This window comes from Leptospira wolbachii serovar Codice str. CDC, from assembly GCF_000332515.2.
GTDB lineage: Bacteria > Spirochaetota > Leptospiria > Leptospirales > Leptospiraceae > Leptospira_A > Leptospira_A wolbachii.
Genome location: NZ_AOGZ02000014.1, coordinates 2,180,612 through 2,202,447, shown reverse-complemented (window position 1 = coordinate 2,202,447; position 21,836 = coordinate 2,180,612). Strand labels below are relative to the sequence as shown.

Below are 21,836 nucleotides of genomic sequence, written 5' to 3'. Positions count from 1 at the left end.
TTTAGTTCTTTTCATTAGATAACAACCGAAAATGCAAATATTTCTAACCGTTTCCGAAGATTATGACCAAAGTCGCCTGGATGTCTTTCTAAAAGACAATGCTGGAGACGATCTCAGCCGTTCTACCGTTCAAAAGTGGATTGATTCTGGATTTGTGACAAACAAAACCAAAGAACAACTCGCCCATAAAAACGGATATAAGGTGACTCTTGGTGAAGAGTACGTCGTGGATGTGATCGCAAGACCCCCTTCCCGACTCGAACCGATTGCTATGGACATACCTGTCCTCTATGACGAAGACGAATTTATGGTTATCCATAAGAAAGCTGGGATTGCTTGCCACAGTGGACCGGGGGACGACCAACCTTCGCTTGTGAATGGACTATTACACCAGTTCAAAAACCTATCAGCCACAGGCGGTGAACGTCGTCCAGGAATTGTGCACCGGTTAGACAAACCGACAGAAGGTGTCCTTATCATTGCAAAAACCGATCGGGCCCATGCAGCACTTTCTAAACTTTTCCAAGAAAGGTTGGTTGATAAAACCTATTACGCTTGGGTGCTCCAAGCTCCTGTGGAAGCGGAAGGTACAGTGAACTTACCGATTGGACGACATCCCGTGGAACGAGTGAAGATGTGTGTCAGAGAAGATGGACGAATGGCCATCACTCATTATAAAACAGAAAAAATTGTCCAAACACAAACGGGTCGTAAATTTAGTCTGATGAAACTTGGGTTAGAAACAGGCCGTACCCACCAAATCCGTGTTCATATGGCAAAGTTGGGTTGCCCTGTTGTGGGGGACAGTTTGTACTCTCGCTCCGCAAAAGATTATACCCAATATGGCCTCCTTCTTTTTGCCAAACGATTAGAATTCCCGCATCCCTTCATACCCGACAAACGGATCTTAGTGGAGTTGGAATTTCCAGAAAGATTCAAAACGTTTGAAAGGAAATGTCCAAGTTATTAATCCTTCTCATTCTCTTTGGCACCTTTCATTTATTTTATGATGCCATTTATGAAAACCATTTGGGTGTGGGAACGGATAGTGATGTTTTGTACCCTTATCTTTTTGCCAAAGATATTTGGATGAGTGGATGGGCGGGGGTACGCGGTTGGAACCTTCCCCCTTGTTCCTATCTGTTTCCAGAAATTGGACTTGCGATCCTATTTTACCCTGTTTTGAAATCAGTGTATTCCTTTCATTGGGCCTTTGGATTTTTATCCTTTGTGATGCCTTATTATTTGGCCAAGGCCTTAGGGATCAAAAACACAAAATCGTATTTGTTTTCTTTGGGGTTTTTGGCTCTCTCTGGAATTTGGCCAAACGACCTTGGGCAGTTTTTTTTACCTGCCTTCCATGCAATGATCTTTTTCTTCGCAGCCTACACACTGTATGAAATCCATCGCTGGGATGCGCAAAATCGAAACCAGAGTCTAAGGTTTTTCTTTGTGATTTCTCTCGTTTGGATTTCCGAGTATTGGTTCTTTGTAAACATTGCGCCCTTCCTGTTGGTATATGCAGTGGTCCGTTTAGGTAGGAGGTCCATCTATCCCATTGGATTGGTTCTTTTAGGTTTTGGTTTGGGAAAAGTTTGGCAATGGGGTTTACGTCATTTAGGGATTGGAATCATAACCTCCAAAGACCTGCCCACAATGGAACGAATCCATTCAGCCGTAGTTTGGTTTTTTAAAGATCCGAATGCTTGGATTTCTGCACTTGTGGAATCTGTCACCAAACACCCGATATTCGTCGATTGGTTTTATTGGTATTTTGTCCTATTCGGAATTTACATTCTGATTTTGATTTTTCGTTCCGAATGGAAAAAAGGATTTCTAGACTCTGTCTTTCTTTTATCTCCCATTCTATCCGTGGTAGCTCTTTTTATTTTTCAAATAGAGCTTAACTTTCGTTATTTATACTTTCTGCCTTTTTGTTTTTTTTATCTTGTCTTCCGGTTAGTGGCAATGATTCCTCTCATTCGATCGTTCGCCACCTTAGCTTTGTTTATTGGGATTGTTTTCCTCTATAATGAAAGATATCCCCTTTTGGCAAATGCAATCAAGGAAGGCGAAACCAAACGGGCTCATAAATTAGAATGTCTTTCCGAGTTTGACGAAAAAGTTCCGGGTGCTGCGACCTATTGGCCGATCAAATACATTTATGTTTTTTCCGATAGAGATTGGACTTTGGTTCCTTTCACAAAAGAAGCCGTCTATTATCCCTGGATCTCCAACAGAACTTGGGACAAAGGACTAGGAGAAAAACCTTTTGGAGAATTTTCTTGGGGAATCACAGAATCCAAAGAAAATCTAAATCTCTGGAAAGGAGTTCGGTTGGCGGGCGAATGTGAAGGTTGGTATTTTTACCGGCGCTAGTTTCAAGCTTTGTGCACCAAAGTTTAGGATTTGGATTGATTCCTTTTTTATTTTTAAGACTTTAGGATCGTATGATAGAAATTCTTTCCGACCCCTCGGTATGGCTTGCCCTTTTTACTTTAACTGCTTTGGAAATTGTCCTGGGCATTGACAACATCATCTTTATCTCCATTTTATCTTCTCGGTTACCCAAAACCAAACAAAAGTCTGCGCGCCAAATTGGTCTGATGTTAGCCATGTTTACTCGTATCCTTTTATTATTTTCCCTTTCTCTAATTATGAAACTCACGGCTCCCGTTTTTACGATCCTAAACCATTCCATCAGTGGCCGTGACATCATTCTGATTTTGGGAGGACTTTTTCTCATTGCAAAGTCAACCACAGAAATCCACCACAAACTGGAAGGAGAATCCGAGTTAGGCGAAGAATCGGCAAAACGAGTTTCTTTTACCAAAACCATCATTCAAATTATGATTTTGGATATTGTGTTTTCATTAGATTCGGTCATTACAGCAGTAGGTATGACAGACCAATTAGGTGTGATGATTACGGCCGTTGTTTTGTCCGTAGGGTTTATGTTATTATCGAGTGGGAGTATTTCCGATTTTGTAGATAGGCACCCAACCATAAAAATTTTAGCGCTTAGTTTCTTAATTTTGATTGGTGTGGCACTTCTTGGAGAAGGATTGGAATTACACATTCCGAAAGGGTACATTTACTTCGCAATGTGTTTTTCGGTGATGGTAGAGTTCTTAAATATGAAACTTCGTTCCCAACCTGAAAAAAAACATTAAAGGAGAATTCTAATGAAACGAAAAGAATTTATCAAACGATCTGCTTTGTTGTATACGATTCTTCAACTTCCTTTACAAAGTGAATCCAAATCAGAAGAAGAAACTATTCCACAAACAGCCGCTAAAGAATCTCCTTGGTTAGAAGCAGATGATCTTTCCGACTTCCGTGTTTTACTTGTCGGGTTACAATCCGATCCGAAAGGAATTCAACTGGCTGGTAACTGGAGTCCAGGCAAGGTGTTTGCCCACTGTGCGCAAAGCATCGAGTACTCATTGAAAGGGTATCCAGAAATGAAGTCTTCCCTCTTTCGAGGCTCTGTTGGCAAAGTTGCCTTTTCCATTTTTGCATTCAAAAACAAAATGAATCACGGACTGGAAGAACCCATTCCTGGTGCTGAAGACATAGCCAATGTTACGGAACTAAAAGTGGGAATTAAAAGACTGATTCAAGCCATCGATGATTTTTCCAAAACAAAAGAGTCTTCTTTAAGACCTCATTTTGCTTATGGTGATCTCACCAAAGAAGAATACGAAGTTGCTCACAGCCTACATATCAAAAATCACATGGAACGAATATTAATGTAAAATAGATTCTATCTGTTGGCAGAGATCCTCTGCCTTATACATTTTCGAAAAATAAGCAGAAACGATAGTTTCTAGTCCTTCTTCTTCCAAAAATTTATCACCACCAGAAAGAGGGGCATCCGAACTAATCAGGATGATTGGAATTTTTTGGTCTTGGTGACGACGCCCTTCCCACTCGTGGATCAAAGAAATCCCATTCATTCCTGGCATTTGTAAATCAGTAATAATTAGCGATGGAGTAATTCTAGATAAATGAGAGAGAGCTTCCTCCCCGTTTCCGGCTTCGATCACAATCCACTGATTTCTTCGCATAACTTCCGCAAGGTCAGATCTAAAGTTACCGGAATCATCGACAAGGAGTACTGACTTAATACTCTTCGATAGAGAAATTTCAAAGGAAGAGCCAACCCCAAGCACAGATTTGATTCGCAGTTTTCCAAAATGAGCTTCGAGAATATTTGTACAGAGTTGTAAACCAAGCCCCGTTCCTCTTTCTCCAGCCGTTCCCGGCATACTTTTGATATTTTCTTCCCCGGTTAGTTTATGGATTTGTTCTTCGCTCATCCCTAAACCGCGATCGCGAATTTCCACTGAAAGCCATTTTCCTTTGTAAGAAACACCAATCCATACTTCAGAATTGAGATAAGAATATTTGATGGAGTTAGTTAAAATATTTTTAAACACTTCTCCGATCAAAGTTCGGTCGGCAATGATATCTGCTTGAATGGGAGTATCTTTTTGGATTCGAATTCCTTTGAGTGTCGCAAGTGGTTCTACTGATTCTATGATTTCATTCAGCAGTTCGTTTACACAAAAACGAGTTTGAATGAGTTTTGTTCCAAAGGCATCAAATCGGCTTACATCGAGTAACTGCTCTAACATTCGCAGAGATTGTGTGACTCCTGTTTTACAAATTTCTAAAAATTTCTTTTTTTCTTCCTCGGTTGTTTCGCTAAAACTAAAATCGATTACATCTAGAATTTGATTCACACTGTTTAGCGGCGAACGTAAGTCATGCGAAATGAGAGACACAAAGTTCGCCTTCCAACGGTTTGCATTTTCTAATTCCAATGTACGGGCTTTGACTTTTTTTTCTAATGCTTCTTTTCTTTTATACAATTCTTTTGATAAAGATTCAGAGCGTTTGTAAACACGAACAAGGCCCAAGGTAACACCTAAAGTCTGTGGGAAAATAAATAAGTATAAAGAAACAAGACCCAAGGGTCTATATCCAAAACTTGGATTGGCGATCAAAAAAATGTCAATGAACCCACCGATGATTGCCAATAACAAACTGAAAAAATACAACCGACTTTCCTTTCTTTGAAAGTACAATGCCAATGAAACAGAAAGTAGTCCCAAAAATACAAAAGCACCAGAAAGAATCTCAAAACAAAAAGATATATCTGCGAGGTAAGAAATAGGTGTGAACATTGCGACAAGTAAAAATGTGAGTGCATATAGTTTTAAAAAAATCAACATACGTTTAAAAAAACGTATTTGAGTCATATTGAGTAGAATATAAGCCCCAAAATACATAACCAAAACAAATCCGATCCGAGAAAATCGAAACAACATGATACAATATTCATCCGAAAATAGATTAAATAGAATTCTTGTTTCGATGAGAGTAGAAGATAAAATCAGAATTCCTAAGTATACAAAAGCCATTCGAAGTGCATTCCGTTCGGAACGATTGATAAAATAAACTAACGCATGATAGATTGCCAGAAATATCATAATGATCCAAGAGACAGTAAAATTTACGTTCCAGATGTGAATGATATTTTGAAGTTTTCCTAACCGTATGAGTCCATGGATACCGGCATACTTATGTGAAAAGTTGGATATATGAATTACTAAATCCAACTTTTTAGAGACAGTTTTAAGCGGAATGATTTTGGAATGAAAGGAAGGTCGGTGTTTCTCTGCTGTTTTTGCTATGACTCCATTTTCGGCAACCAACTCACCATTTGCATAAATTTTATAAGCGCTATGCAATGCAGGAACTAAAAGAGTAAAAGGTTCATTTCCATAAGGTGGCTCAGGCAAAATAACTGTTAGGCGGTATGTAGCAAATCCAAAACTTGGATAACCTTCTCCATCTTCATTTTCCTGAGAAAACCAAGGAACACCCACTTTTAGGTAAGATTTGTGTTCAGGAGAATCTGCTTTTGGGTCTAAAAACTCATTCCAATAGAATTCCCATTTCCCAGTGAGGTTTATGGTTTCCCCTGAAAAGTTCACAGACTGGACGTCCAGAACACCATCTTTTGCCAGTAAGGTTGGGTAGGCGTCAAACCGGCAGGAGGTGGTGCCGAGAAGGATTAAGATCAAAATTAAGGGATAACTACAAAAAATAAGTAAGTCTGAAAAATATTTTTGGATGGATGTGAAGAATACTCTGAGAATCATAAGGCTGTGGAATCCGTTAAAATTGCCATCTTAGAAGATCATTCCGTTGTCACTGAAGGAATCATATCTATCCTGAAATCCAATCCTTTCTTTTCTCTTGCCGGAGAATTTCGAACGGCTGCCGATTTGTTTCATTTTTTAGAATCTAGTCCCATTGATCTTTTGGTTTTAGACATCGACCTACCAGATCGTAACGGTATCGATGTTTTGCGTGAGATTAAAGAAAAACACCAACCTACAAAAGTCATTATCTTTTCTTTGCATGGAAGTCGGGTGTATGTAGAAGATGCTCTCAAAGCAAAGGCCGATGGGTACATGCTAAAGTCAGATCCCATTTCCAAACTTCCCGAAGTCATTGAACTTGTGATGAAGGGTGGATCCTTTGTTTCGGAAGGAGTGAGTAAAGTGCAACTTCCTTTCTCTGCGTTTCAAATGGAGATTCTGAATTTACTCGTGCAAGGACTTTCTCAAAACGAAGTGGCGGACAGGATCCAAAAGTCGAGAAAAACCGTGGAATACCATCTCAACCAAATGCGTACCAAATTCTCTTGTAAAAACAACAACGAACTCATTTCCAAGTACGAAAAAGAAATACAAAAATAGCAGTTTCGTGATTTCCGATTCGTTTGTTTCGACTAATCTATTAGTATGAAACAAATTTATTTACTGCGCCATGCCAAATCAGAATGGGATGAACCTTATGATTCTGATTTGGAACGGTCACTCTCTCGCCGAGGGAAAGAACAATCCAAAGCCCTGCGAGATTATTTAAAAGAAAGTCGTTTTGAATTTGACCAATGTTTGGTTTCGCCAGCAGACAGGACGCAAAAAACATACGCAAATCTTCGTAAAGAAATCTTACGGTTCCCAAAACCGGAACTACGAGAGTCCATTTACGACTCGGATAAGGAAGACCTACTTTTTTTATTACAGGGACTTTCGCCAAGCGTTCGTTCTGTCTGCTTGGTCGGCCACAATCCTGGGTTAGAGGAATTGGGAAGTGCCCTTCTCTTTGGGGAAACTAGTCCCACAAAATTTCAGAAATTTCCCACAGCCTCATTTCTCGGCTTGAGTTTTTCCGAAGAATCATGGAAAAATCTTAGTTGGGGAAGTTGCCAACTGGCAGTATTCTGGATCCCTGGGCAAATAGGCAAAGAATGAAACCTTTATATTCAGAAGAACGAATCCATCACCGTGTAGAAGAACTGGCAAGGGAGATCTCGCGCGATTTCCTAAGCAAAGACCTAGTTGTCATTGGCATCTTAAATGGTGGATTTATCTTCACGGCAGATCTTTGCCGTAGCATTGCCATCCCCCATGAGGTAGACTTTATGGCTGCCTCTTCTTATGAAGACGGAACCACTTCCGGAAATCTAAAAATCACCAAAGAACTTAAAAAATCTGTGAAAAATAAATCGGTCCTCCTTGTGGAAGACATTGTGGATACAGGAAAAACATTAGAATATCTTTTGGAAGAAGTGGGAAAACAAAATCCCAAAGACTTAAGAGTGGCTGCATTATTTTGGAAACAAAACAAAGCAAATCCTCATATTCCCGTTCATTATCCAGGTTTCATTATCGAAGATGAATTTTTAGTAGGTTATGGTTTAGATTACAAAGGTCAGTATCGTAACCTGCCTTATGTGGCAAAACTAGAAGGAACGGAGTGAGGTTTTTAACGAAATTATTTGAGTTATAAACTCTAAAAGATTCAACTAATGTGAATTAGATGAAATTTACTACAAAACGAATGGTCTCCAATCGTTAATCGGAAGAAATTTATTTCCCAAGGCAATGCATTAAAAAACATATTGCCAAAATCCCTCTTCCTGAATCTATTTATTGTATAGATGAATGTCCGACTAATTTTCTTTTCTTTGGTATTCTGTTTTTCTGGAAACTGCCAAATGGCATCCTTATCCAATCCTTGTGATGCTGATTCGAAGGACTTCTTTCCTCAACTAATTGTTTCAGCAAACATTGAAGGTGGTTTTTGCCAATTTCAAGTTGTCAATACTGGTGATTTGTACCGATTCACAGATTTTACATTTTATAAATCTATTCCCATCTCCGTATTATCTAGGTTAGGTTCAAAAACCGAAGTCAGTATACGCCCCAATCTTCCAGAAGGATTGTATATAGATCCAAATACGGGAGCCCTTTCGGGAACGCCTACATCTCCAATTGATAGGCAGAGTTATACTGTTTTACGAAAGGGTGTGGCTCTTGGACAAATCACAATTCAAGTTAGAGATTTGGTAGCAACTAAAGTTTATGGACAGTTAGGAAATCTGAACTGTGGTCTTCCTTACTTAACTGCCAGTGATTGTTCTGCTGGAGGGCCAGCCACCGCTGAAAATTTATCAGGACCCAATGCTGTAATCGCTGATAATGCAGGTGGGGTATACATTTCCAGTGGCAATCGTGTTTTATATTACCCACAAGGCCAAACAGCAGCTATGCGAGTATATGGCCAACATGGTTCGTTTACGTGTGACATTTCCAATGCCCATACGAATCAGAGTTGTACCCCATTGGGTTCTATCGCCGCAACTACTTTGAATAATCCTCGAGGGATCTTTCTAGATGCATCAAATAACCTTTTTGTGGCTGATACAGGTGCTAACCGCAGATTGTTAGTTTATGCAGACCAAAGTACAGTTCCCTTCCGAGCGATTGGCGTTCCAAACTTTGTCACACCGGGAGGAGGCGCCACTTCTCAATCCAGTTTTTATACGCCAATCGGTTTGAGTTTAGAAAGCTCCGGTGGGTTCTACGTCTCTGACTCCGGTGATAGCCGTGTAATTTATTTCCCCAAAGATGCAAACCTTCCCTCCGCAGTTTATGGCCAACCCGATTTTGTAAGTAATGGGTCGACACAATCTGCTAATGGTCTCAATGCAAACCAAGGAGTCGTAGCTGATTCCGAAGGGGGTATTTACGTTGCAGATACTTTAAATCACCGAGTGGTGTATTTTCCGAGGGGATCCAATACTGCAACCAGAGTCTATGGCCAAATTAACTTCACGACAAACACAAGCTCTACATCCAGTAACGGTCTAAACAACCCCGTAGCAGTTGCTTTAGATCAAAGTGAGAATTTATTTGTAGCAGATCTCAATGGACACCGCGTACTTATCTACCCCAGAACTAACCTTACCTCTGGAATGACGGCAACTGGAGTCGTTGGACAATTTGGAAACCTAAGCTGTGGGGCTGATAACAATTCAGGTTCCTGCTCCCCCGGCTCACCCACAGCCCAAAATTTATACCGACCTACTGCCATCCATTTTGATAAACAGGGTCGGTTGTACATAGCGGATTATGGGAATAATCGAGTATTGGTTTATTAGTCGCGATACTATTCTACCAAAAGTTATTATTTCACCGGTTCTGCAGAAACTTCTACTTCGGGAAGAGAAGCTCTTAAATATCCCGACTGTAACACTGCCACCTGTCCTTGTTCGCTGGTTAGGAAAGTAACAAAAGCATCAATTTTATCGCCTTGGTCAGTTTTATAAACCATAAAAAGTTCCCGAGCCAGTCTGTATTTTCTATCATAAACATTTCTGACGGAAGGTGATACATAGGGATCTTTATTGGTTCTGGCGTAGTCGAGGGCTTTTAGTTTGTCTTTGTTTTCGACAAGTGCAGAACCCATCCCCATATAACCGATGCTATTTGGATTTCCTTGGATGAATTTTGACATCTCCGCATTGTCTTTTACAATTTTGGCATCTGGAGAAAATACATTAGCCTTATATTGATTAAATTCATTCAAACCCAAATCCTTTCGTTTGAGGATGTGATTTTGAAAATAGTCTTGGGTTCCCGATTTATCATTTCGAATGACGATCGAGATAGGGGCATCGGTTCCACCTACTTCCTTCCAGTTTTTAATTTTTCCAGAAAAGATATCTGAAGTTTGGCTTAAGTTCAGTTTGGATACTGTGTTCTTGGTATTGACAACAAGAGCCACACCATCGTAAGCCAATCTTACTTTTTCTAAATTTCCCGTTTTGCGAAGGTCATCAAATTCTGCCTGGTTTAGGTCGCGAGAAGAAACTGCCATATCAATTTCACCTTTTCGTAACCTGTCAATCCCTGATTCAGATCCACCACCTTCGACTGTTACACGAACATTGGAATTAACCTTTTCGTATTCGGCTCCTAAATACCGCATCATACTGTTCATGGTTTCAGAACCTGCCACTTTCAGGGTTTGTTTGTCCTTACAAGCGACAAAGTTGATTGTAATCAAAATGTAAAAAAGCAGAGAAAGGTTTTTCATGGTATTTCAGGTAAAGCCCAAAATCCATCCTTCGTCAATCGCAAAAACCGCTAGTTTTTTCCATTTCCCCTATCAGTTTTTCAAAAAAATCCCCGATCTTTGCAATGTGAAGACTCGCTACCGATTCCTATTACTTTGTTTTGTCATAATTCTTCCCCTGATTGGATCTAGCCCCGTTTCCTCGGGAAAAACCACTTTCCAGTGGAAATGGAAAGAAAACCAAGTATTGGAATTAAATGAATACCATGATGTTTACTTCCGAGTCGGCGCTAAAACGGTCGAAAGAGAAGACAAAAACCGAGTCGTGATGAAACCAAAAAAATGTTCATCTGATTCTTGTTTGGTGAATGCTTTTTTTGATACGTACATTCGGTATGGGAAAACATCTGGCCCATTCTGGAAGGACAAAGAATTTGTTTCTGATTTTACAATCTTTCGCAATGGAAGGTATGAAGTTCCAAACGAATTCATAATGCCAAACCTTCGCAGTTTTCCAAGTTTCCCCGAAGAACCAGTTTCTGTTTCCGATGTGTGGAAACTACCTGCAGAAGAATCTTTTGATTTTAATGCAGAACGCATTCGTGTGAAAGTAGTTCCCGAATATACATTCCAAGGCACTGCCTCTTGGTCGGAAGGAAACTATAAAGGAAATTGTGAGAAGATCACTTATACCTACCCCATTTTTTATGCAAAACCAGAAGGTGAAAAGATGGTGCCGAACGTACCGTATAAAATTTTTGGGTTTGCATCGGGAACTGTTTACTTTAATGCGACAAGAGGTGTTCCCGAGTTCAAAGAAGTAAAACTATCTTATACCTTTATCTATCCGAACGGAACCGTCCAAGAAGCAAATTTTCACATCAAAGGAATCTACTTTCTTCGTAACCAAGTCAATGCCAAAGACAAAGAATCCATTCGTGAAGATATCCTTGGTGATTTGATCGTGGGTTATACTGGAGATTCAAATCGAACTAAGTTAGGAGAGCCAAGGAAAGATCCAATCCATGGAAAAGAACCGAACGGCGATAATTTAGGACGTATTACAGATACAGGAGAGGTTCCTATTCCGGAAAAAAATTCTGTTCCTGAAAAACTTCCCATCTCCGTTCGCACTTCTGAGGATGGAATTGTATTCTCTTTGGATTCTATCCTTTTTGATTTTAATGATAGCAAACTCAAAACCGATGCCGAAACCGCAGTGGCGAAGATTGCAGAGATCTTAAAAAAGTATCCCGACAGAGAAATTCGAGTTTCTGGACATACAGACAATATCGGGAAAAAAGAATACAATAAAAAACTATCAGAAGATCGGGCAAAGGCCGTATTACATTCATTAGTTGATAATTACAAAATGGATGAAAAACATATTTCCTTTAGAGGTTATGCCGACGAAGTCCCAATCGTACCAAATGATACGGAAGAGAACCGGCATAAAAACCGTCGAGTGGAAATTACATTGGTTTTGGACTAACTAACCTATCTGTAAATCCAATCCTACCGAATAGGGAGGAACGATTGGTTCACTTTCCTTTTTCCCACGTTCCAATAGAAGTTCCATTTCTTTTCTCATCTCTACGAGTAAACTTTGGATGGCTTCTTTTTTGTTCGACTTATAGAGTTTATAATAGGGTGCCACAGAAAATGCCGGTCCTAAAACCACATGGGCTTTCCTTGCTCTTGCTTCTGTTTTTCCAAATATATGTTTTTCAAAACTGCAAATACATTCCATCAGACGCTCCGCAGATGGCCATTGGATTAAGTTTTTTGGTTTGGTAATGATAAAAGCATAAGCAGTATCCACTAACTGTTTGGCTCTGCGTATGTTTTGATCGGTTAAGTTTTTTGGTGTAGAAGAAAGGGGGGAACCTGCTTCCAAGCTGTCAATGGCCATAAAAAGAAGCCTTAGTTTCTGGATGGCATTGTCGGATTCGTGAAACTTCACATTAAGAATGGAAGCGGCCAAATTAAGAGCCGTGTGCCTTGCCCTCCCCAAACGGTAATCAAAATCTTTCCCATTGATTTCCGACCTGGGTATTCCTAATTCAAATTCCGTTTCTTCCAACATCACACGACCTACAGTTAAAAACCTTCGTAACAGTGTTCGTCCACCAGGATAGAGTTTCAACTTTCGTTCAATCCTAGATAAAGAAGTTTCAATGTCGGCGAGGATCGAATCACGAGACCCCGAAATTTTATATTTCACAAAACTTGGTTGGATCCATAATTCCGCATTTGGATCCTTTTCTAAAGCAGCTTCCAATCCCCAAAAAGACACCTGCGCCACTCCAGGCATAAACGATACTAAATTATCATTTTCCCCAGACACCATTCCTTCTGGATACATAACAAGTTTTCCATCTTTTTCAGCTAATATTTGTTTTGCGGTTTTAATTGCATTTCGATTCAACCTTCCTGTGATTACTGAAAAAGCGCCAACTCTTTTGATCACTTCTCCTACCAAACCAAATCCCCAATTAAAAATACTTCGAGAGGCCATAAAATGGAACCTTGCTCCAATTTTAGTCGCTACATAATAAGCAATGATGGGTTCCAAATCACTCGGTTGGTTGGATAAATACAAAACTCTTTTGTTTTTGATTTCTTTTAACCGAAGTTCATCTTCTTTCGATATCACAACTCCATCAATATTGAAAAGGAGTTTGGAAAGAATGGGAAAACCTAAATCCAATCCCAAGGCAATGGGAAATTCAAAACGTGGCGGAATAAAAGAGTCTTTCATACAATTGTCTAGTTAGAATAAGACGAACCCTATTGCCAATACGAGCAATTATTCGTGGATGTAACCCCAGGTTTCTAATATTTTTTTCACTTCTTTGCCCATCTCACGTTGTACTTCCGATTCCCTGGTTCCACTGAAGGCACCGTCGTTATACACCCAAGGAAGAGCAGAGGAAGGAAATCCTTCGGGCTCTCTTTCCGACACAATTAAGTCTTCTAAGTTGGTGATAGATCTTTGGTATTCCAATCCATACCTACCAAAACGAACAGGAATCGTTTTTCCATTCCGTGAAAAACTAAAGAAGGCTCCAAGCTCTGGATTGACTGTTTTAAATACAACTTCCTCACCTAAATTTGGAGATCGTGCAGCTTTAGATTCCTTTTGTAAGGAGATTGTTTTTGCAGAACCGGAACTCAATTGGATGGAGTCAGAAACCTCCCAATCATAAATGGAGCCTTGTACATTTAAAGAAAGGAAGTCTCGGCAAACGGCTTCCGAACAAGGCGGAATCAAAATTCGTAAATGGTTTCGTCTTAAAAAATTTTCCCGTCGGAAGTCGGCCCTTGCGATTTGTAAAAGCCTTTCTCCTTCTGGCAAAGGACTTAAATTGTTTTTTTCTTCTGGGTCTTTTTTTAAGTCATACAATTCTTCCGCCATGGTGTGGGGTTCTCCCGCCGCCGTTCGCCTAACTGTAGTAAAGCCAGGATACCTACGAATGTATTTGTAATTTTCTGTCCGAACCGATTCCGACATCCTTCCTTCGGTATAAATAAAACTTTCTTTGGGACAAACATCTGCCTTGCGAATGCAGGTAGAATAGTCAGCTCCTCGGTAGCTGGATTCTTTGGGCAATAAATTTAAAAATCCGAGAATGGTTGGCGCAAGTGAAAGCAAAGAGGACTGGCCAGGAATTCGAATCTGTCCACCATCTGCTTTTTTAGCCAAATCAGATCCTAAACTTTCTTGGATAGACTTAGGAAGTTTAATAAAGTACGGAACATTAATTTCCTCATCATAATGGGTTTCCCCATGGCCAAACCGAGTTTGCATAATGAAATGATAACTGTAATCATGATGGGCACTAAAAAGTTCACCATGGTCACCGGTCACAATGATCATCGTTTCGTCATAAGTTCCTTGTTTTTTGAGAGCCTCCACGAGTCGCCCAATCTCCCGGTCTGTATAATGCATCTCACCTAAGTAACGCTGCACGGGAGATTCATACCGGTAAAAAACTTCAGTTGGAACCACGGAACGAACAGCGGCCATATCTTCTGGTGGTGGTGAGTAGGATGCATGCGGTGTATTCAAATTAAAATGTAAAAAATAAGGTTTGTCTTTGGATTCGTTTACAAATTGGATTGCGTGGTTTGTGAGAACTTCTGTATCCACAATGTCCATTCCCACTTGGAAAGAATTATGAAAACCTAAATCCAAACCCACAGTTGTATAATCCAAAAAGAAAACATTATTCATGATCGTTTTGGAAAAATAACCTGCTTCCCGAAATGTTTTAGCTAAGTTGTCTCTATTTTTTCCATAATATACTTTTCTTTGATAAGGCTTTGTTGAAAACCACGAATTCCCCAAACCGAGGTTAGATGAATATTCCGAATGAAAAAAAGACATCATGGATGGTTTGGTCCAATTCCCATTGGCAAAGGGATTTTCAAAGAACACAGATTCTTTTGCCATTTGGTCCATCACAGGTGTGACAGAATATGGATACCCGTAAGAACCAAAAAAATCTTTCCTTGCCGAATCTATGACTATGAGAATCACAGACTTTGGTTTCCCGGAACTGGAAAACGATTCCAAAGTATCCTTGGAATATAACAAAGGTTCACCGACAAAAAGATAACTATCTTTACTTTCCCATACCAACTGAAGAGATCCCGATTCTCCGATTTCCAAAACTTCTTGTTTCGAAATCCAACTTTCCTTCATAGTTCCGACAAGGTTCCATTCCTTAAGAACTTTTCCACCTGAATTCAATTTTAAAATTCCTGAAACTTGGGATTGAAATTCCGTTCCACCTAACAATCCCACAAGCGTAGAAAATTCATACTGTCCCGGTGGAATTTTGAATTCATATTCTTGTCCCGGTGGGAAAAAAAGAGAATCCAAAGAATGATTTAAAAAGATTTTTTTATCAGAATTAAAAGTAATCTGGGTGTTCTCCCATTTGCGTGAATGGGGAAGTCCACTTTGACGACCGGGATTTTTTTTCCAGTGATAGGGGAGTAAATCTTTGGAAATCGAAATTTTGGATTTGGCATTTCGTAACTCCAAAACCAAGTCGACGGGGAAACGTCTTTCCGATTTGTTCAAACAGCTTAGGAGACAAAAACAGATCGATAGGGCGAAGAGAACAGTCGCTCGCATTTGGAACCAGTTTGGAAAACAGGTATCCGACGAACAGGAAAAGTTCTTTCTTTTTAGGTTTCCATCGTCCATGTTTGACATCTATGAGTAATTGGGAACAAGCCTACTCCCGTGAGGAGTCTACCTTTCAAAATAAAGACGGCGGAAAGATTTATTATCAAATCTACCGACCCAAGTCTGGTGTAAAACGTGTGCTCGTTGTGCACCACGGAATTGGGGAACACGGTGGTCGTTACAACTTTTTGTTGGAAGCACTGGCAGAACGCAATTACGCCATTTACCTCATTGATGCCAGAGGTCACGGTAAATCCGATGGACGTCGTGGTGTCATCACCCACTTCTCCGATTTTTTTGCTGACCTGAAAGAACTCATCGACATCGCCAAACGGAACGAAGGTGTCAGTAAAGTTACCTTACTTGGTCATTCTATGGGTGCTGCTGTTACCTTTCTTTATACAGCGACAGACAATTACCAAAACGATTTGGATGCTTACATCTGTAGTGCCCTTCCCATCAAAGTCAAAACCGACCTTGTGATGGATATCAAAAAAGGTGCTGGTGGTTTGTTAGCAAAATTTGTTCCCACTCTCACGGTTCCCACAGGTCTCGATGTCAATATGATTTCCCATGACAAATCTGTAGTGGAAGCCTACGTAAAAGATCCGTTAGTGCATGGGAATGTTGGAGCTTACTTGGGAGATTATCTACTGAATTGTTATGCTCTCGCATTAGAATCGGCTACAAAAATCAATGTACCAATTTATATGTTCCATGGAAAGGAAGACCAAATCGCCCTGGTCCAAGGAACTTTGGATGCCTTCGAGAAGGTAAATTCCAAAGACAAAACAATGAAAATTTTTGACGGATTGTACCACGAAACCATGAACGAACTTCCCAAAGACAGAGCTGTCGTCTTTAAAGAGTTAGTTTCTTGGATCGATAAACACTAAGGAGATAAATGCCAATGGCAATAACCAAAGATATAGTTGGAAAAAAACTAGATCGTTTTGATTTCACAGTGGAACGAGGAAAGATCAAAGAATTCTGCCTCGCCATCAACGAAAAAAACCCAATCTATTTTGATGTAGAAGAAGCAAAGAAAGCAGGATACTCTGATGTTCCCGCTCCTCCCACTTTCCCTACAGTCATTATGTTCTGGGGATACCCAAAGATTTGGAACGATATGGCAGAACTCGGTATCGACCTTTCCAAAATCCTTCACTTAAAAGAAGAGTATACGTATCACAAAATTCTGTATCCGGGCAAAGTGTACGCACAGTCCGAAATTTCTGATGTAAAATCAGGAAGAGCAGAAATCGTAACTTTCAAAACAACCATCTATGATGAAAAAAATGATCCCATCCTTTCTGCAGAAATGGCGATTTTCATTCGTAAGGATTAATACAGGAGGCTAACAATGGCAAAAATCGAATTTGATAAAGTAGAAGTTGGTCAGACTCTTCCTCCACTAGATATCCCCGTCATCGAACATGCAAATTTAGTTCGTTATGCGGGAGCATCCGGAGATTTTAACCCCATCCACAACGATCCTGATTTCGCAAGAAAAGCAGGCCTTGACGGAACCATCTCTCACGGTATGTATGTTATGGCGCAAGTAGGAAGACTATGTACTTCTTGGGCAGAACAAAAAGACATCGCATACTTTGGAGTGACTTTCAAAGCCATGACAAAACTTGGCGAAAAACTTACCATCGTTGGAACCATCAAAAAGAAATTTGAAAAAGATGGTAAAAAAACGGTAACTGTTCTTGTAGAAGCTAAAAACGAAGCTGGTGAAGTCAAAGCCGGTGGAGACTTAGTCGTCAACGCAGTATAAAATTTAAACCATCTCCCTTTAAATGAGATCGTTCCATCATTTGAAGGGAGAAATCCACCAAACAAGGAACAAAACATGTTATCCCAAGAAACTATCGTTTCGCAAATCAAAAGCTTACTTTCCAATCATCCGAACATAAACCTAGATATTTTATTCCTTTATGTTCCCGAATTCAAAATCCTTCACGAACTAATCCAAGATGACGAAATCATCCAAGGTTATTGTATGGGACTCCTCGAAGGGTCCAATGAAAAATACAGCGCCGGCAAATGGATTGTGGTTTTAACCAATAAACGATTTCACTTGGTTCGAAACCCTATGATGGGATCAAGTTTCCAACACAATATAATAGAATTTACAAATATTAAAAAACTTACCACCAAGTTGGGTTGGTTTTTTGGCCAAATCCAATGGGAACAAGAAAGCAACACAATAAGAATGATTCAAATAGGAAAAAAAGATTACAGTTTTTTCCTTCCTAGTTTGAAACATTTCCTTTGATATCAAAAGTTCTTATCGCATAACGAATTTTATACGAAGATAACGAATATAACAAATTTAACTCGATATCTAATCTATCCGCTTTCCAAAACAATTAATTAGTTGTCTCTATTTAAGTGGGGCGCCTCGAATCTCGTCTTCGACGAACAAAATTTACAATAACGACCGCGCTATCCGCTGCAATCCTTCGGATTTCCGCTTCTATCGCTGGCGCGGGGAATGAATTGGTTGAGAAGAAAGTCTTAAACATATAGAAATTTTTTTCACTTGCCATTTTTCAATTTTTTACAACAATTTAAAAAGCATACTTGCTAGGCTTCGAAACGAAAGCCCAAATTGGCAGGTCTTTTCTTTTTTCAGAATAGGGATGTTCTTAAAATGATACAAAATGAAATCAAAGAAAAACTAAGACAAATTGCTAAATCCCACGAAAAAGATGGCTTAGAGATCATTGGTTACTTTGGATCTTTTGCAACAAATAGCGAAAATAATAAAAGTGATTTGGATGTTTTGTTTCGCACAACGAAGATTGCAGCAGATAAATACCCTGGTTGGAAAATATTTAATCTTTATGAAGAAGTTCGAAAAGAACTAGAAGAAGAGTTCAAACTAAAAGTCGATTTAGCTGATATCGATGCATTAACTGAAATCGGGAAAAAATACATTATACCATCAGTCGTCTATGTCTAAAAATTCAGACATAGCTAAGTTAGAATTTATTTTACAAATGATTTTAGATATCGAAAGGATCATTGAAAGACACGAAAGTCTTGATAAGGCCTTAGATGATTTTGAAGGGAATCATGCGTTACTTATGTGTTTACAACAAATTGGGGAAGCACTGGGAAAACTAAAAAACGAAAGCTGGAAAATTGAATTAGAATCCAAAGAAGCCAGTCTTATGCGAAACTATATAGTCCATGATTACTTAGGCATAAAATTAGAAATAATCAAAAAAACAATTACTATCAATATTCCTGTAATCAAAGAGAAAATTCTTAATTTAATACATAACAAATAACCTCACTCCAAGTCCTCAAAGGGAATGTCCAATACTTCAAAGCCGGCACAACCCACAAAATCAAAATGCCACCACTCGGTTTTGTTCACCCGAAATCCATGGTTCGTCAGCACTTGGATCAAAATCGTTCGGTTTTTTAGAATTTCCGAGTCACTAACCGGTGCCTCGGCCCAAGCCTCTTTTCGAAAGGAATCATATTCCGTTGGCATTGTTAGCTCTTTATTTGTATTTAAATCCACCAAAGTTAAGTCAATTGCACAACCTTTGTTATGCCTAGATCCCGTTTTTGGTGAGGCTACATATCTTGTATCTCCAATGATTTCAAAAAATTTTATAGTCGCTCTATAAGGTCTGTAGGCATCAAAGATTTTGATTGAGTATCCAAGTTTCAAAAACTCTTTTTGTGCCTCACCTAAAGCTTCCGCCACCGGTTTTCTTGCAAATGCTTTGGCTTCTTTGTAGATTACTTGTTTGGTAAAGTTGTTTGGAGTGGCATATTTGATATCTAAAGAAATATCCGGTATTTTCTTTCCTAAATTAATCAGTTCTTTACTGGGCATCTTTTTTAAGGATTCTTCATAAGCCGGACGATCGAAAACAATGAGTTTGTTTTCCTTGTTTTGAGAAACCAAAGAGATAAAGGGAATTGCGAAAAAAAAAGTGAATATAAATAGTTTCAAATTTTTTTCCATTTTCCTGTTTTTAAGATTCACATAACAATTCATAGGTAACCCCAGATTCCATTACATATTGGTAGAATCGGAATTTTGTACCTTCGATTCCAGAAGAGGTTCGTACATCATCCAAGCTACATTTTCTGTTACCAACTGATCTTCCAAAATCTCACGCGTAGATTTCGAAATCTTTTTTCTACGAATTGTATTCCGTCTTGTATACCCCCCCCAAGGTTCTGCATGAAACCCGTGGTAGGATTCATAGACCTGATAGAGAAAAGGAATTTCTACATCGGAACGCCATTCCCCTTTTAGATATCCATCTTCAATCCAAAGATGCAAAACAAATGGTTGTTTGGTTGTATTTTTAATTTGTAAATCAATGTAGTTGTAGGACAAAGTGGCACCTGATCCAAAGGGCAGGGTTCTTTCGGAATCAGGAAAGATATCAAAACTATGCCGCCATCTTTCCTTCACTTCTAAGGGAGAGTGTAGGGTCATCCAATAAATGAGGTTTGCCATTTGGCAAAGCCCACCGCCAGTGCGTTCCACAAACCCGCCATTGCGCAGTTGCATTCCAGGCAAATACCCTTTTCGTTTCGTGGGTTTGCCCACAAGATACCAAAACGAAAAAACTTGGTTTGGATACAAAACAATTCCATCTAACTTAGAAATGGCGATTTCCAAGTTTATCTTTTTGTTCTCTTGGAGATACATAGGTACATCTTTTAGTTTGCGATAGATGGGCGACGAATGTTTAAAAATAGAAATGGGAAAGGTAAGAGTTACCTCCTGCAGCGGAACTTTGGTTACAGCAAAGGTCTTTCTTTCGAGAAACCAAACCAAGTAACGTTTCCATTGAAAATAGATCTTACCGAGAAACAACCGAAGGTTCCCTCGTTGGATTCTTCGATTCATACCAGGGATAGATTTTTTTTTGAAACTAAATCCCATAGGTTTGTTTTCTCTTAATAAAATTGGGGCGTTCTCGATAAGGATTTTTCCATGACTTGGCCACTGATAGGAGTTTTGAATTTCGTTTTTCTAACCACAAACGGTAACGTTTCCAATCCTCTTCTAATACCATTTGGTAATCTCCCAGCGGTTGGAGGTAAGAAAATATAGGATTGTTTTTTTCATCCTTACTTGCTAACAGATTCTCATAACGAATTCCATAGACAGCACGATAAATTTGAGTTCCCTGGGGTAGTTCGGCAATGGCTTTGGCATCCGGTTCCCAAGAGAGGCAATCTTTGCGAAATTGAAAATGATAGTATTCGCAAAATCCATGGTGAGCCACAAGCAAACCATTATTAGGGATAGAAGCCATTTTTTCGCCGGGATTCCACATCAATTCATAAGAATACCGAAAGAGATGAGGTTCTGTATAAACAGTAAAAATCCAAAGAACACTGCCAATACTCCAAACTAAAATTTGTATTCTGTCCCAAGGGATAAAAATCTGCACCACAAGGATCAAACTCAAAAGGATACGAAACTGGATGTCTACAAAATGAAAGATCGGCAAGAGTAGTATCAACCCAAAGAATGCAATTGTCTTACGAATTGGTAGGAACCTCTTTTCGCTCTTCCCAAATAGTAAAAAACCCCAATCCCAAAGAATCCCTAAACCAGCAATTCCATAAGCGGCCGTTAGGGGGAATATTTCTTTATCACTGTAAAACCTTCCATTAGGATCATGGGGGATTAGAAAGGGAGAAACAAGGGAGAGGAGAAAAATAAAAGGATAAAACTTTGCGGGGATCTGGTAAAGAACCCAAATCCCCAATCCCAAAACTCCCACCATGGGGTGAAACCAAAGTGCCAATACAAACAAAAGTCCAGCGACTACCCACCGAATTCGAGAAAAGGAAGAGTTATAAAAGCCAATGCTTAGAACTAAGAATCCCAAAGCCCAACTTTGTTTTGGATACAAAAAACTAAGTAACAAAATAACAAAACCGGGGAAAAGAAAACGAAAATTCAACTCTTTTCGCAAAAGAACCCAACGAGATAGGAAAACAGAAAAAAGTAACCAAACGCAAGTTAGAATTTGAAATAGAAGTAAGGAATTGTCTTGAATGCCAAAAATCTTTAGAAATAGAGCAACAATATGAAAAACAGGAGAAGAATCTGGCGAATGCAATTTCCCCGTTTCTAAAAGGGAAATTGCTTGAACGCCATACCAATAAATATCCTTTCCGAACAAAGGAG

Annotated in this window: 22 protein-coding genes; 15 read left to right on the top strand and 7 right to left on the bottom strand. The window is 39.4% G+C overall.

The features are described from left to right. The first annotated feature begins 31 nt into the window (after positions 1-31). From LEP1GSC195_RS15870 to LEP1GSC195_RS15855, 4 genes are all read left to right on the top strand, one after another. Complete coding sequence (locus LEP1GSC195_RS15870; RefSeq protein ID WP_015682588.1) at positions 32-970, top strand: RluA family pseudouridine synthase; 939 nt, start codon at positions 32-34, stop codon at positions 968-970. Continuing rightward, a complete protein-coding gene (locus tag LEP1GSC195_RS15865; protein WP_015681142.1) occupies positions 955-2,379 on the top strand; it encodes a hypothetical protein in 1,425 nt (474 codons plus the stop codon). Before LEP1GSC195_RS15870 ends, LEP1GSC195_RS15865 begins: the two co-directional genes overlap by 16 nt. A gap of 74 nt (positions 2,380-2,453) precedes the next feature. After that, positions 2,454-3,173 (top strand): TerC family protein, encoded by a 720-nt coding sequence (locus LEP1GSC195_RS15860; protein ID WP_198012812.1) that lies wholly within the window; start codon positions 2,454-2,456, stop codon positions 3,171-3,173. A gap of 12 nt (positions 3,174-3,185) precedes the next feature. Further along, positions 3,186-3,758 carry a DUF1569 domain-containing protein gene (locus LEP1GSC195_RS15855; protein WP_015681685.1) on the top strand — a complete coding sequence of 191 codons (573 nt, stop codon included), beginning with the start codon at positions 3,186-3,188 and terminating at the stop codon, positions 3,756-3,758. Here the strand turns inward: LEP1GSC195_RS15855 and LEP1GSC195_RS15850 are convergent. Beyond that, positions 3,750-6,173, bottom strand: a complete 2,424-nt coding sequence (locus LEP1GSC195_RS15850; RefSeq protein ID WP_015681044.1) for a hybrid sensor histidine kinase/response regulator — start codon at positions 6,171-6,173, stop codon at positions 3,750-3,752. The genes LEP1GSC195_RS15855 and LEP1GSC195_RS15850 overlap by 9 nt on opposite strands. Positions 6,174-6,179: 6 nt before the next feature. Between LEP1GSC195_RS15850 and LEP1GSC195_RS15845 the strand changes: the two genes are divergently transcribed. The 4 genes from LEP1GSC195_RS15845 to LEP1GSC195_RS15830 all read left to right on the top strand — a co-directional run bounded on the left by LEP1GSC195_RS15845 (position 6,180) and on the right by LEP1GSC195_RS15830 (position 9,526). Continuing rightward, positions 6,180-6,776, top strand: a complete 597-nt coding sequence (locus LEP1GSC195_RS15845) for a response regulator transcription factor (protein ID WP_039927304.1) — start codon at positions 6,180-6,182, stop codon at positions 6,774-6,776. A 45-nt stretch (positions 6,777-6,821) separates the two neighbouring features. Further along, the gene (locus tag LEP1GSC195_RS15840; RefSeq protein WP_015680944.1) at positions 6,822-7,334 is read left to right on the top strand and encodes a SixA phosphatase family protein; all 513 of its coding nucleotides are present in this window, start codon (positions 6,822-6,824) and stop codon (positions 7,332-7,334) included. After that, positions 7,331-7,843: a hypoxanthine phosphoribosyltransferase gene (gene hpt, locus LEP1GSC195_RS15835; RefSeq protein WP_015681406.1), complete on the top strand. Its 513-nt coding sequence runs from the start codon at positions 7,331-7,333 to the stop codon at positions 7,841-7,843. The genes LEP1GSC195_RS15840 and hpt overlap by 4 nt, the downstream gene beginning before the upstream one ends. A 237-nt stretch (positions 7,844-8,080) precedes the next feature. Next, positions 8,081-9,526 carry an NHL repeat-containing protein gene (locus LEP1GSC195_RS15830; RefSeq protein ID WP_015681944.1) on the top strand — a complete coding sequence of 482 codons (1,446 nt, stop codon included), beginning with the start codon at positions 8,081-8,083 and terminating at the stop codon, positions 9,524-9,526. A 26-nt stretch (positions 9,527-9,552) separates the two neighbouring features. Here LEP1GSC195_RS15830 and LEP1GSC195_RS15825 read toward each other — a convergent pair whose 3' ends face one another. After that, positions 9,553-10,464, bottom strand: coding sequence for a phosphate ABC transporter substrate-binding protein (locus LEP1GSC195_RS15825; protein ID WP_015680717.1), 912 nt, complete (start codon positions 10,462-10,464; stop codon positions 9,553-9,555). Here LEP1GSC195_RS15825 and LEP1GSC195_RS15820 point away from each other — a divergent pair. Further along, on the top strand, positions 10,463-11,935 hold the full coding sequence (locus LEP1GSC195_RS15820) for an OmpA family protein (RefSeq protein WP_015681227.1): 1,473 nt from the start codon (positions 10,463-10,465) through the stop codon (positions 11,933-11,935). The genes LEP1GSC195_RS15825 and LEP1GSC195_RS15820 overlap by 2 nt on opposite strands. Here LEP1GSC195_RS15820 and LEP1GSC195_RS15815 read toward each other — a convergent pair whose 3' ends face one another. Together LEP1GSC195_RS15815 and LEP1GSC195_RS15810 are read right to left on the bottom strand one after the other, a co-directional pair. Beyond that, on the bottom strand, positions 11,936-13,204 hold the full coding sequence (locus LEP1GSC195_RS15815) for a lysophospholipid acyltransferase family protein (protein WP_015680754.1): 1,269 nt from the start codon (positions 13,202-13,204) through the stop codon (positions 11,936-11,938). Between the two features lie 48 nt (positions 13,205-13,252). Next, positions 13,253-15,661: a sulfatase gene (locus LEP1GSC195_RS15810; RefSeq protein WP_040507196.1), complete on the bottom strand. Its 2,409-nt coding sequence runs from the start codon at positions 15,659-15,661 to the stop codon at positions 13,253-13,255. Positions 15,662-15,672: 11 nt separating this feature from the next. Between LEP1GSC195_RS15810 and LEP1GSC195_RS15805 the strand changes: the two genes are divergently transcribed. From LEP1GSC195_RS15805 to LEP1GSC195_RS15780, 6 genes are all read left to right on the top strand, one after another. Further along, positions 15,673-16,539, top strand: coding sequence for an alpha/beta hydrolase (locus LEP1GSC195_RS15805; RefSeq protein ID WP_015681757.1), 867 nt, complete (start codon positions 15,673-15,675; stop codon positions 16,537-16,539). Between the two features lie 14 nt (positions 16,540-16,553). Beyond that, positions 16,554-16,991: an FAS1-like dehydratase domain-containing protein gene (locus LEP1GSC195_RS15800; RefSeq protein ID WP_015681966.1), complete on the top strand. Its 438-nt coding sequence runs from the start codon at positions 16,554-16,556 to the stop codon at positions 16,989-16,991. Between the two features lie 15 nt (positions 16,992-17,006). Then, positions 17,007-17,426, top strand: coding sequence for a MaoC/PaaZ C-terminal domain-containing protein (locus tag LEP1GSC195_RS15795; protein ID WP_004786111.1), 420 nt, complete (start codon positions 17,007-17,009; stop codon positions 17,424-17,426). A 75-nt stretch (positions 17,427-17,501) separates the two neighbouring features. Then, positions 17,502-17,927, top strand: a complete 426-nt coding sequence (locus LEP1GSC195_RS15790; RefSeq protein WP_015681097.1) for a PH domain-containing protein — start codon at positions 17,502-17,504, stop codon at positions 17,925-17,927. A gap of 378 nt (positions 17,928-18,305) precedes the next feature. Beyond that, positions 18,306-18,617 (top strand): nucleotidyltransferase family protein, encoded by a 312-nt coding sequence (locus LEP1GSC195_RS15785; RefSeq protein WP_040506842.1) that lies wholly within the window; start codon positions 18,306-18,308, stop codon positions 18,615-18,617. Then, a complete protein-coding gene (locus LEP1GSC195_RS15780) occupies positions 18,610-18,948 on the top strand; it encodes a HepT-like ribonuclease domain-containing protein (RefSeq protein WP_040506840.1) in 339 nt (112 codons plus the stop codon). Before LEP1GSC195_RS15785 ends, LEP1GSC195_RS15780 begins: the two co-directional genes overlap by 8 nt. A gap of 2 nt (positions 18,949-18,950) precedes the next feature. Here the strand turns inward: LEP1GSC195_RS15780 and LEP1GSC195_RS15775 are convergent, their stop codons facing one another. From LEP1GSC195_RS15775 to LEP1GSC195_RS15765, 3 genes are read right to left on the bottom strand one after another with little or no spacing between them, the layout of a single operon-like run. Next, complete coding sequence (locus tag LEP1GSC195_RS15775) at positions 18,951-19,640, bottom strand: M15 family metallopeptidase (RefSeq protein ID WP_156827660.1); 690 nt, start codon at positions 19,638-19,640, stop codon at positions 18,951-18,953. A 51-nt stretch (positions 19,641-19,691) separates the two neighbouring features. Further along, positions 19,692-20,576 (bottom strand): VanW family protein, encoded by an 885-nt coding sequence (locus LEP1GSC195_RS15770; RefSeq protein WP_015681363.1) that lies wholly within the window; start codon positions 20,574-20,576, stop codon positions 19,692-19,694. Further along, positions 20,566-21,831, bottom strand: coding sequence for a hypothetical protein (locus tag LEP1GSC195_RS15765; RefSeq protein ID WP_015682585.1), 1,266 nt, complete (start codon positions 21,829-21,831; stop codon positions 20,566-20,568). The genes LEP1GSC195_RS15770 and LEP1GSC195_RS15765 overlap by 11 nt, the downstream gene beginning before the upstream one ends. Between the last annotated feature and the right edge of the window lie 5 nt (positions 21,832-21,836).

What these genes read in the sequence shown, in the direction of transcription:
- LEP1GSC195_RS15870 (WP_015682588.1), top strand. Translation starts at nt 32, where the DNA reads ATGCAAATATTTCTAACCGTTTCCGAAGATTATGACCAAAGTCGCCTG.
- LEP1GSC195_RS15865 (WP_015681142.1), top strand. Translation starts at nt 955, where the DNA reads ATGTCCAAGTTATTAATCCTTCTCATTCTCTTTGGCACCTTTCATTTA.
- LEP1GSC195_RS15855 (WP_015681685.1), top strand. Translation starts at nt 3,186, where the DNA reads ATGAAACGAAAAGAATTTATCAAACGATCTGCTTTGTTGTATACGATT.
- LEP1GSC195_RS15850 (WP_015681044.1), bottom strand. Translation starts at nt 6,173, where the DNA reads ATGATTCTCAGAGTATTCTTCACATCCATCCAAAAATATTTTTCAGAC.
- LEP1GSC195_RS15840 (WP_015680944.1), top strand. Translation starts at nt 6,822, where the DNA reads ATGAAACAAATTTATTTACTGCGCCATGCCAAATCAGAATGGGATGAA.
- hpt (WP_015681406.1), top strand. Translation starts at nt 7,331, where the DNA reads ATGAAACCTTTATATTCAGAAGAACGAATCCATCACCGTGTAGAAGAA.
- LEP1GSC195_RS15830 (WP_015681944.1), top strand. Translation starts at nt 8,081, where the DNA reads ATGGCATCCTTATCCAATCCTTGTGATGCTGATTCGAAGGACTTCTTT.
- LEP1GSC195_RS15820 (WP_015681227.1), top strand. Translation starts at nt 10,463, where the DNA reads ATGGTATTTCAGGTAAAGCCCAAAATCCATCCTTCGTCAATCGCAAAA.
- LEP1GSC195_RS15825 (WP_015680717.1), bottom strand. Translation starts at nt 10,464, where the DNA reads ATGAAAAACCTTTCTCTGCTTTTTTACATTTTGATTACAATCAACTTT.
- LEP1GSC195_RS15815 (WP_015680754.1), bottom strand. Translation starts at nt 13,204, where the DNA reads ATGAAAGACTCTTTTATTCCGCCACGTTTTGAATTTCCCATTGCCTTG.
- LEP1GSC195_RS15810 (WP_040507196.1), bottom strand. Translation starts at nt 15,661, where the DNA reads ATGGACGATGGAAACCTAAAAAGAAAGAACTTTTCCTGTTCGTCGGAT.
- LEP1GSC195_RS15805 (WP_015681757.1), top strand. Translation starts at nt 15,673, where the DNA reads ATGAGTAATTGGGAACAAGCCTACTCCCGTGAGGAGTCTACCTTTCAA.
- LEP1GSC195_RS15800 (WP_015681966.1), top strand. Translation starts at nt 16,554, where the DNA reads ATGGCAATAACCAAAGATATAGTTGGAAAAAAACTAGATCGTTTTGAT.
- LEP1GSC195_RS15795 (WP_004786111.1), top strand. Translation starts at nt 17,007, where the DNA reads ATGGCAAAAATCGAATTTGATAAAGTAGAAGTTGGTCAGACTCTTCCT.
- LEP1GSC195_RS15790 (WP_015681097.1), top strand. Translation starts at nt 17,502, where the DNA reads ATGTTATCCCAAGAAACTATCGTTTCGCAAATCAAAAGCTTACTTTCC.
- LEP1GSC195_RS15785 (WP_040506842.1), top strand. Translation starts at nt 18,306, where the DNA reads ATGATACAAAATGAAATCAAAGAAAAACTAAGACAAATTGCTAAATCC.
- LEP1GSC195_RS15780 (WP_040506840.1), top strand. Translation starts at nt 18,610, where the DNA reads ATGTCTAAAAATTCAGACATAGCTAAGTTAGAATTTATTTTACAAATG.
- LEP1GSC195_RS15775 (WP_156827660.1), bottom strand. Translation starts at nt 19,640, where the DNA reads ATGGAAAAAAATTTGAAACTATTTATATTCACTTTTTTTTTCGCAATT.
- LEP1GSC195_RS15770 (WP_015681363.1), bottom strand. Translation starts at nt 20,576, where the DNA reads ATGGGATTTAGTTTCAAAAAAAAATCTATCCCTGGTATGAATCGAAGA.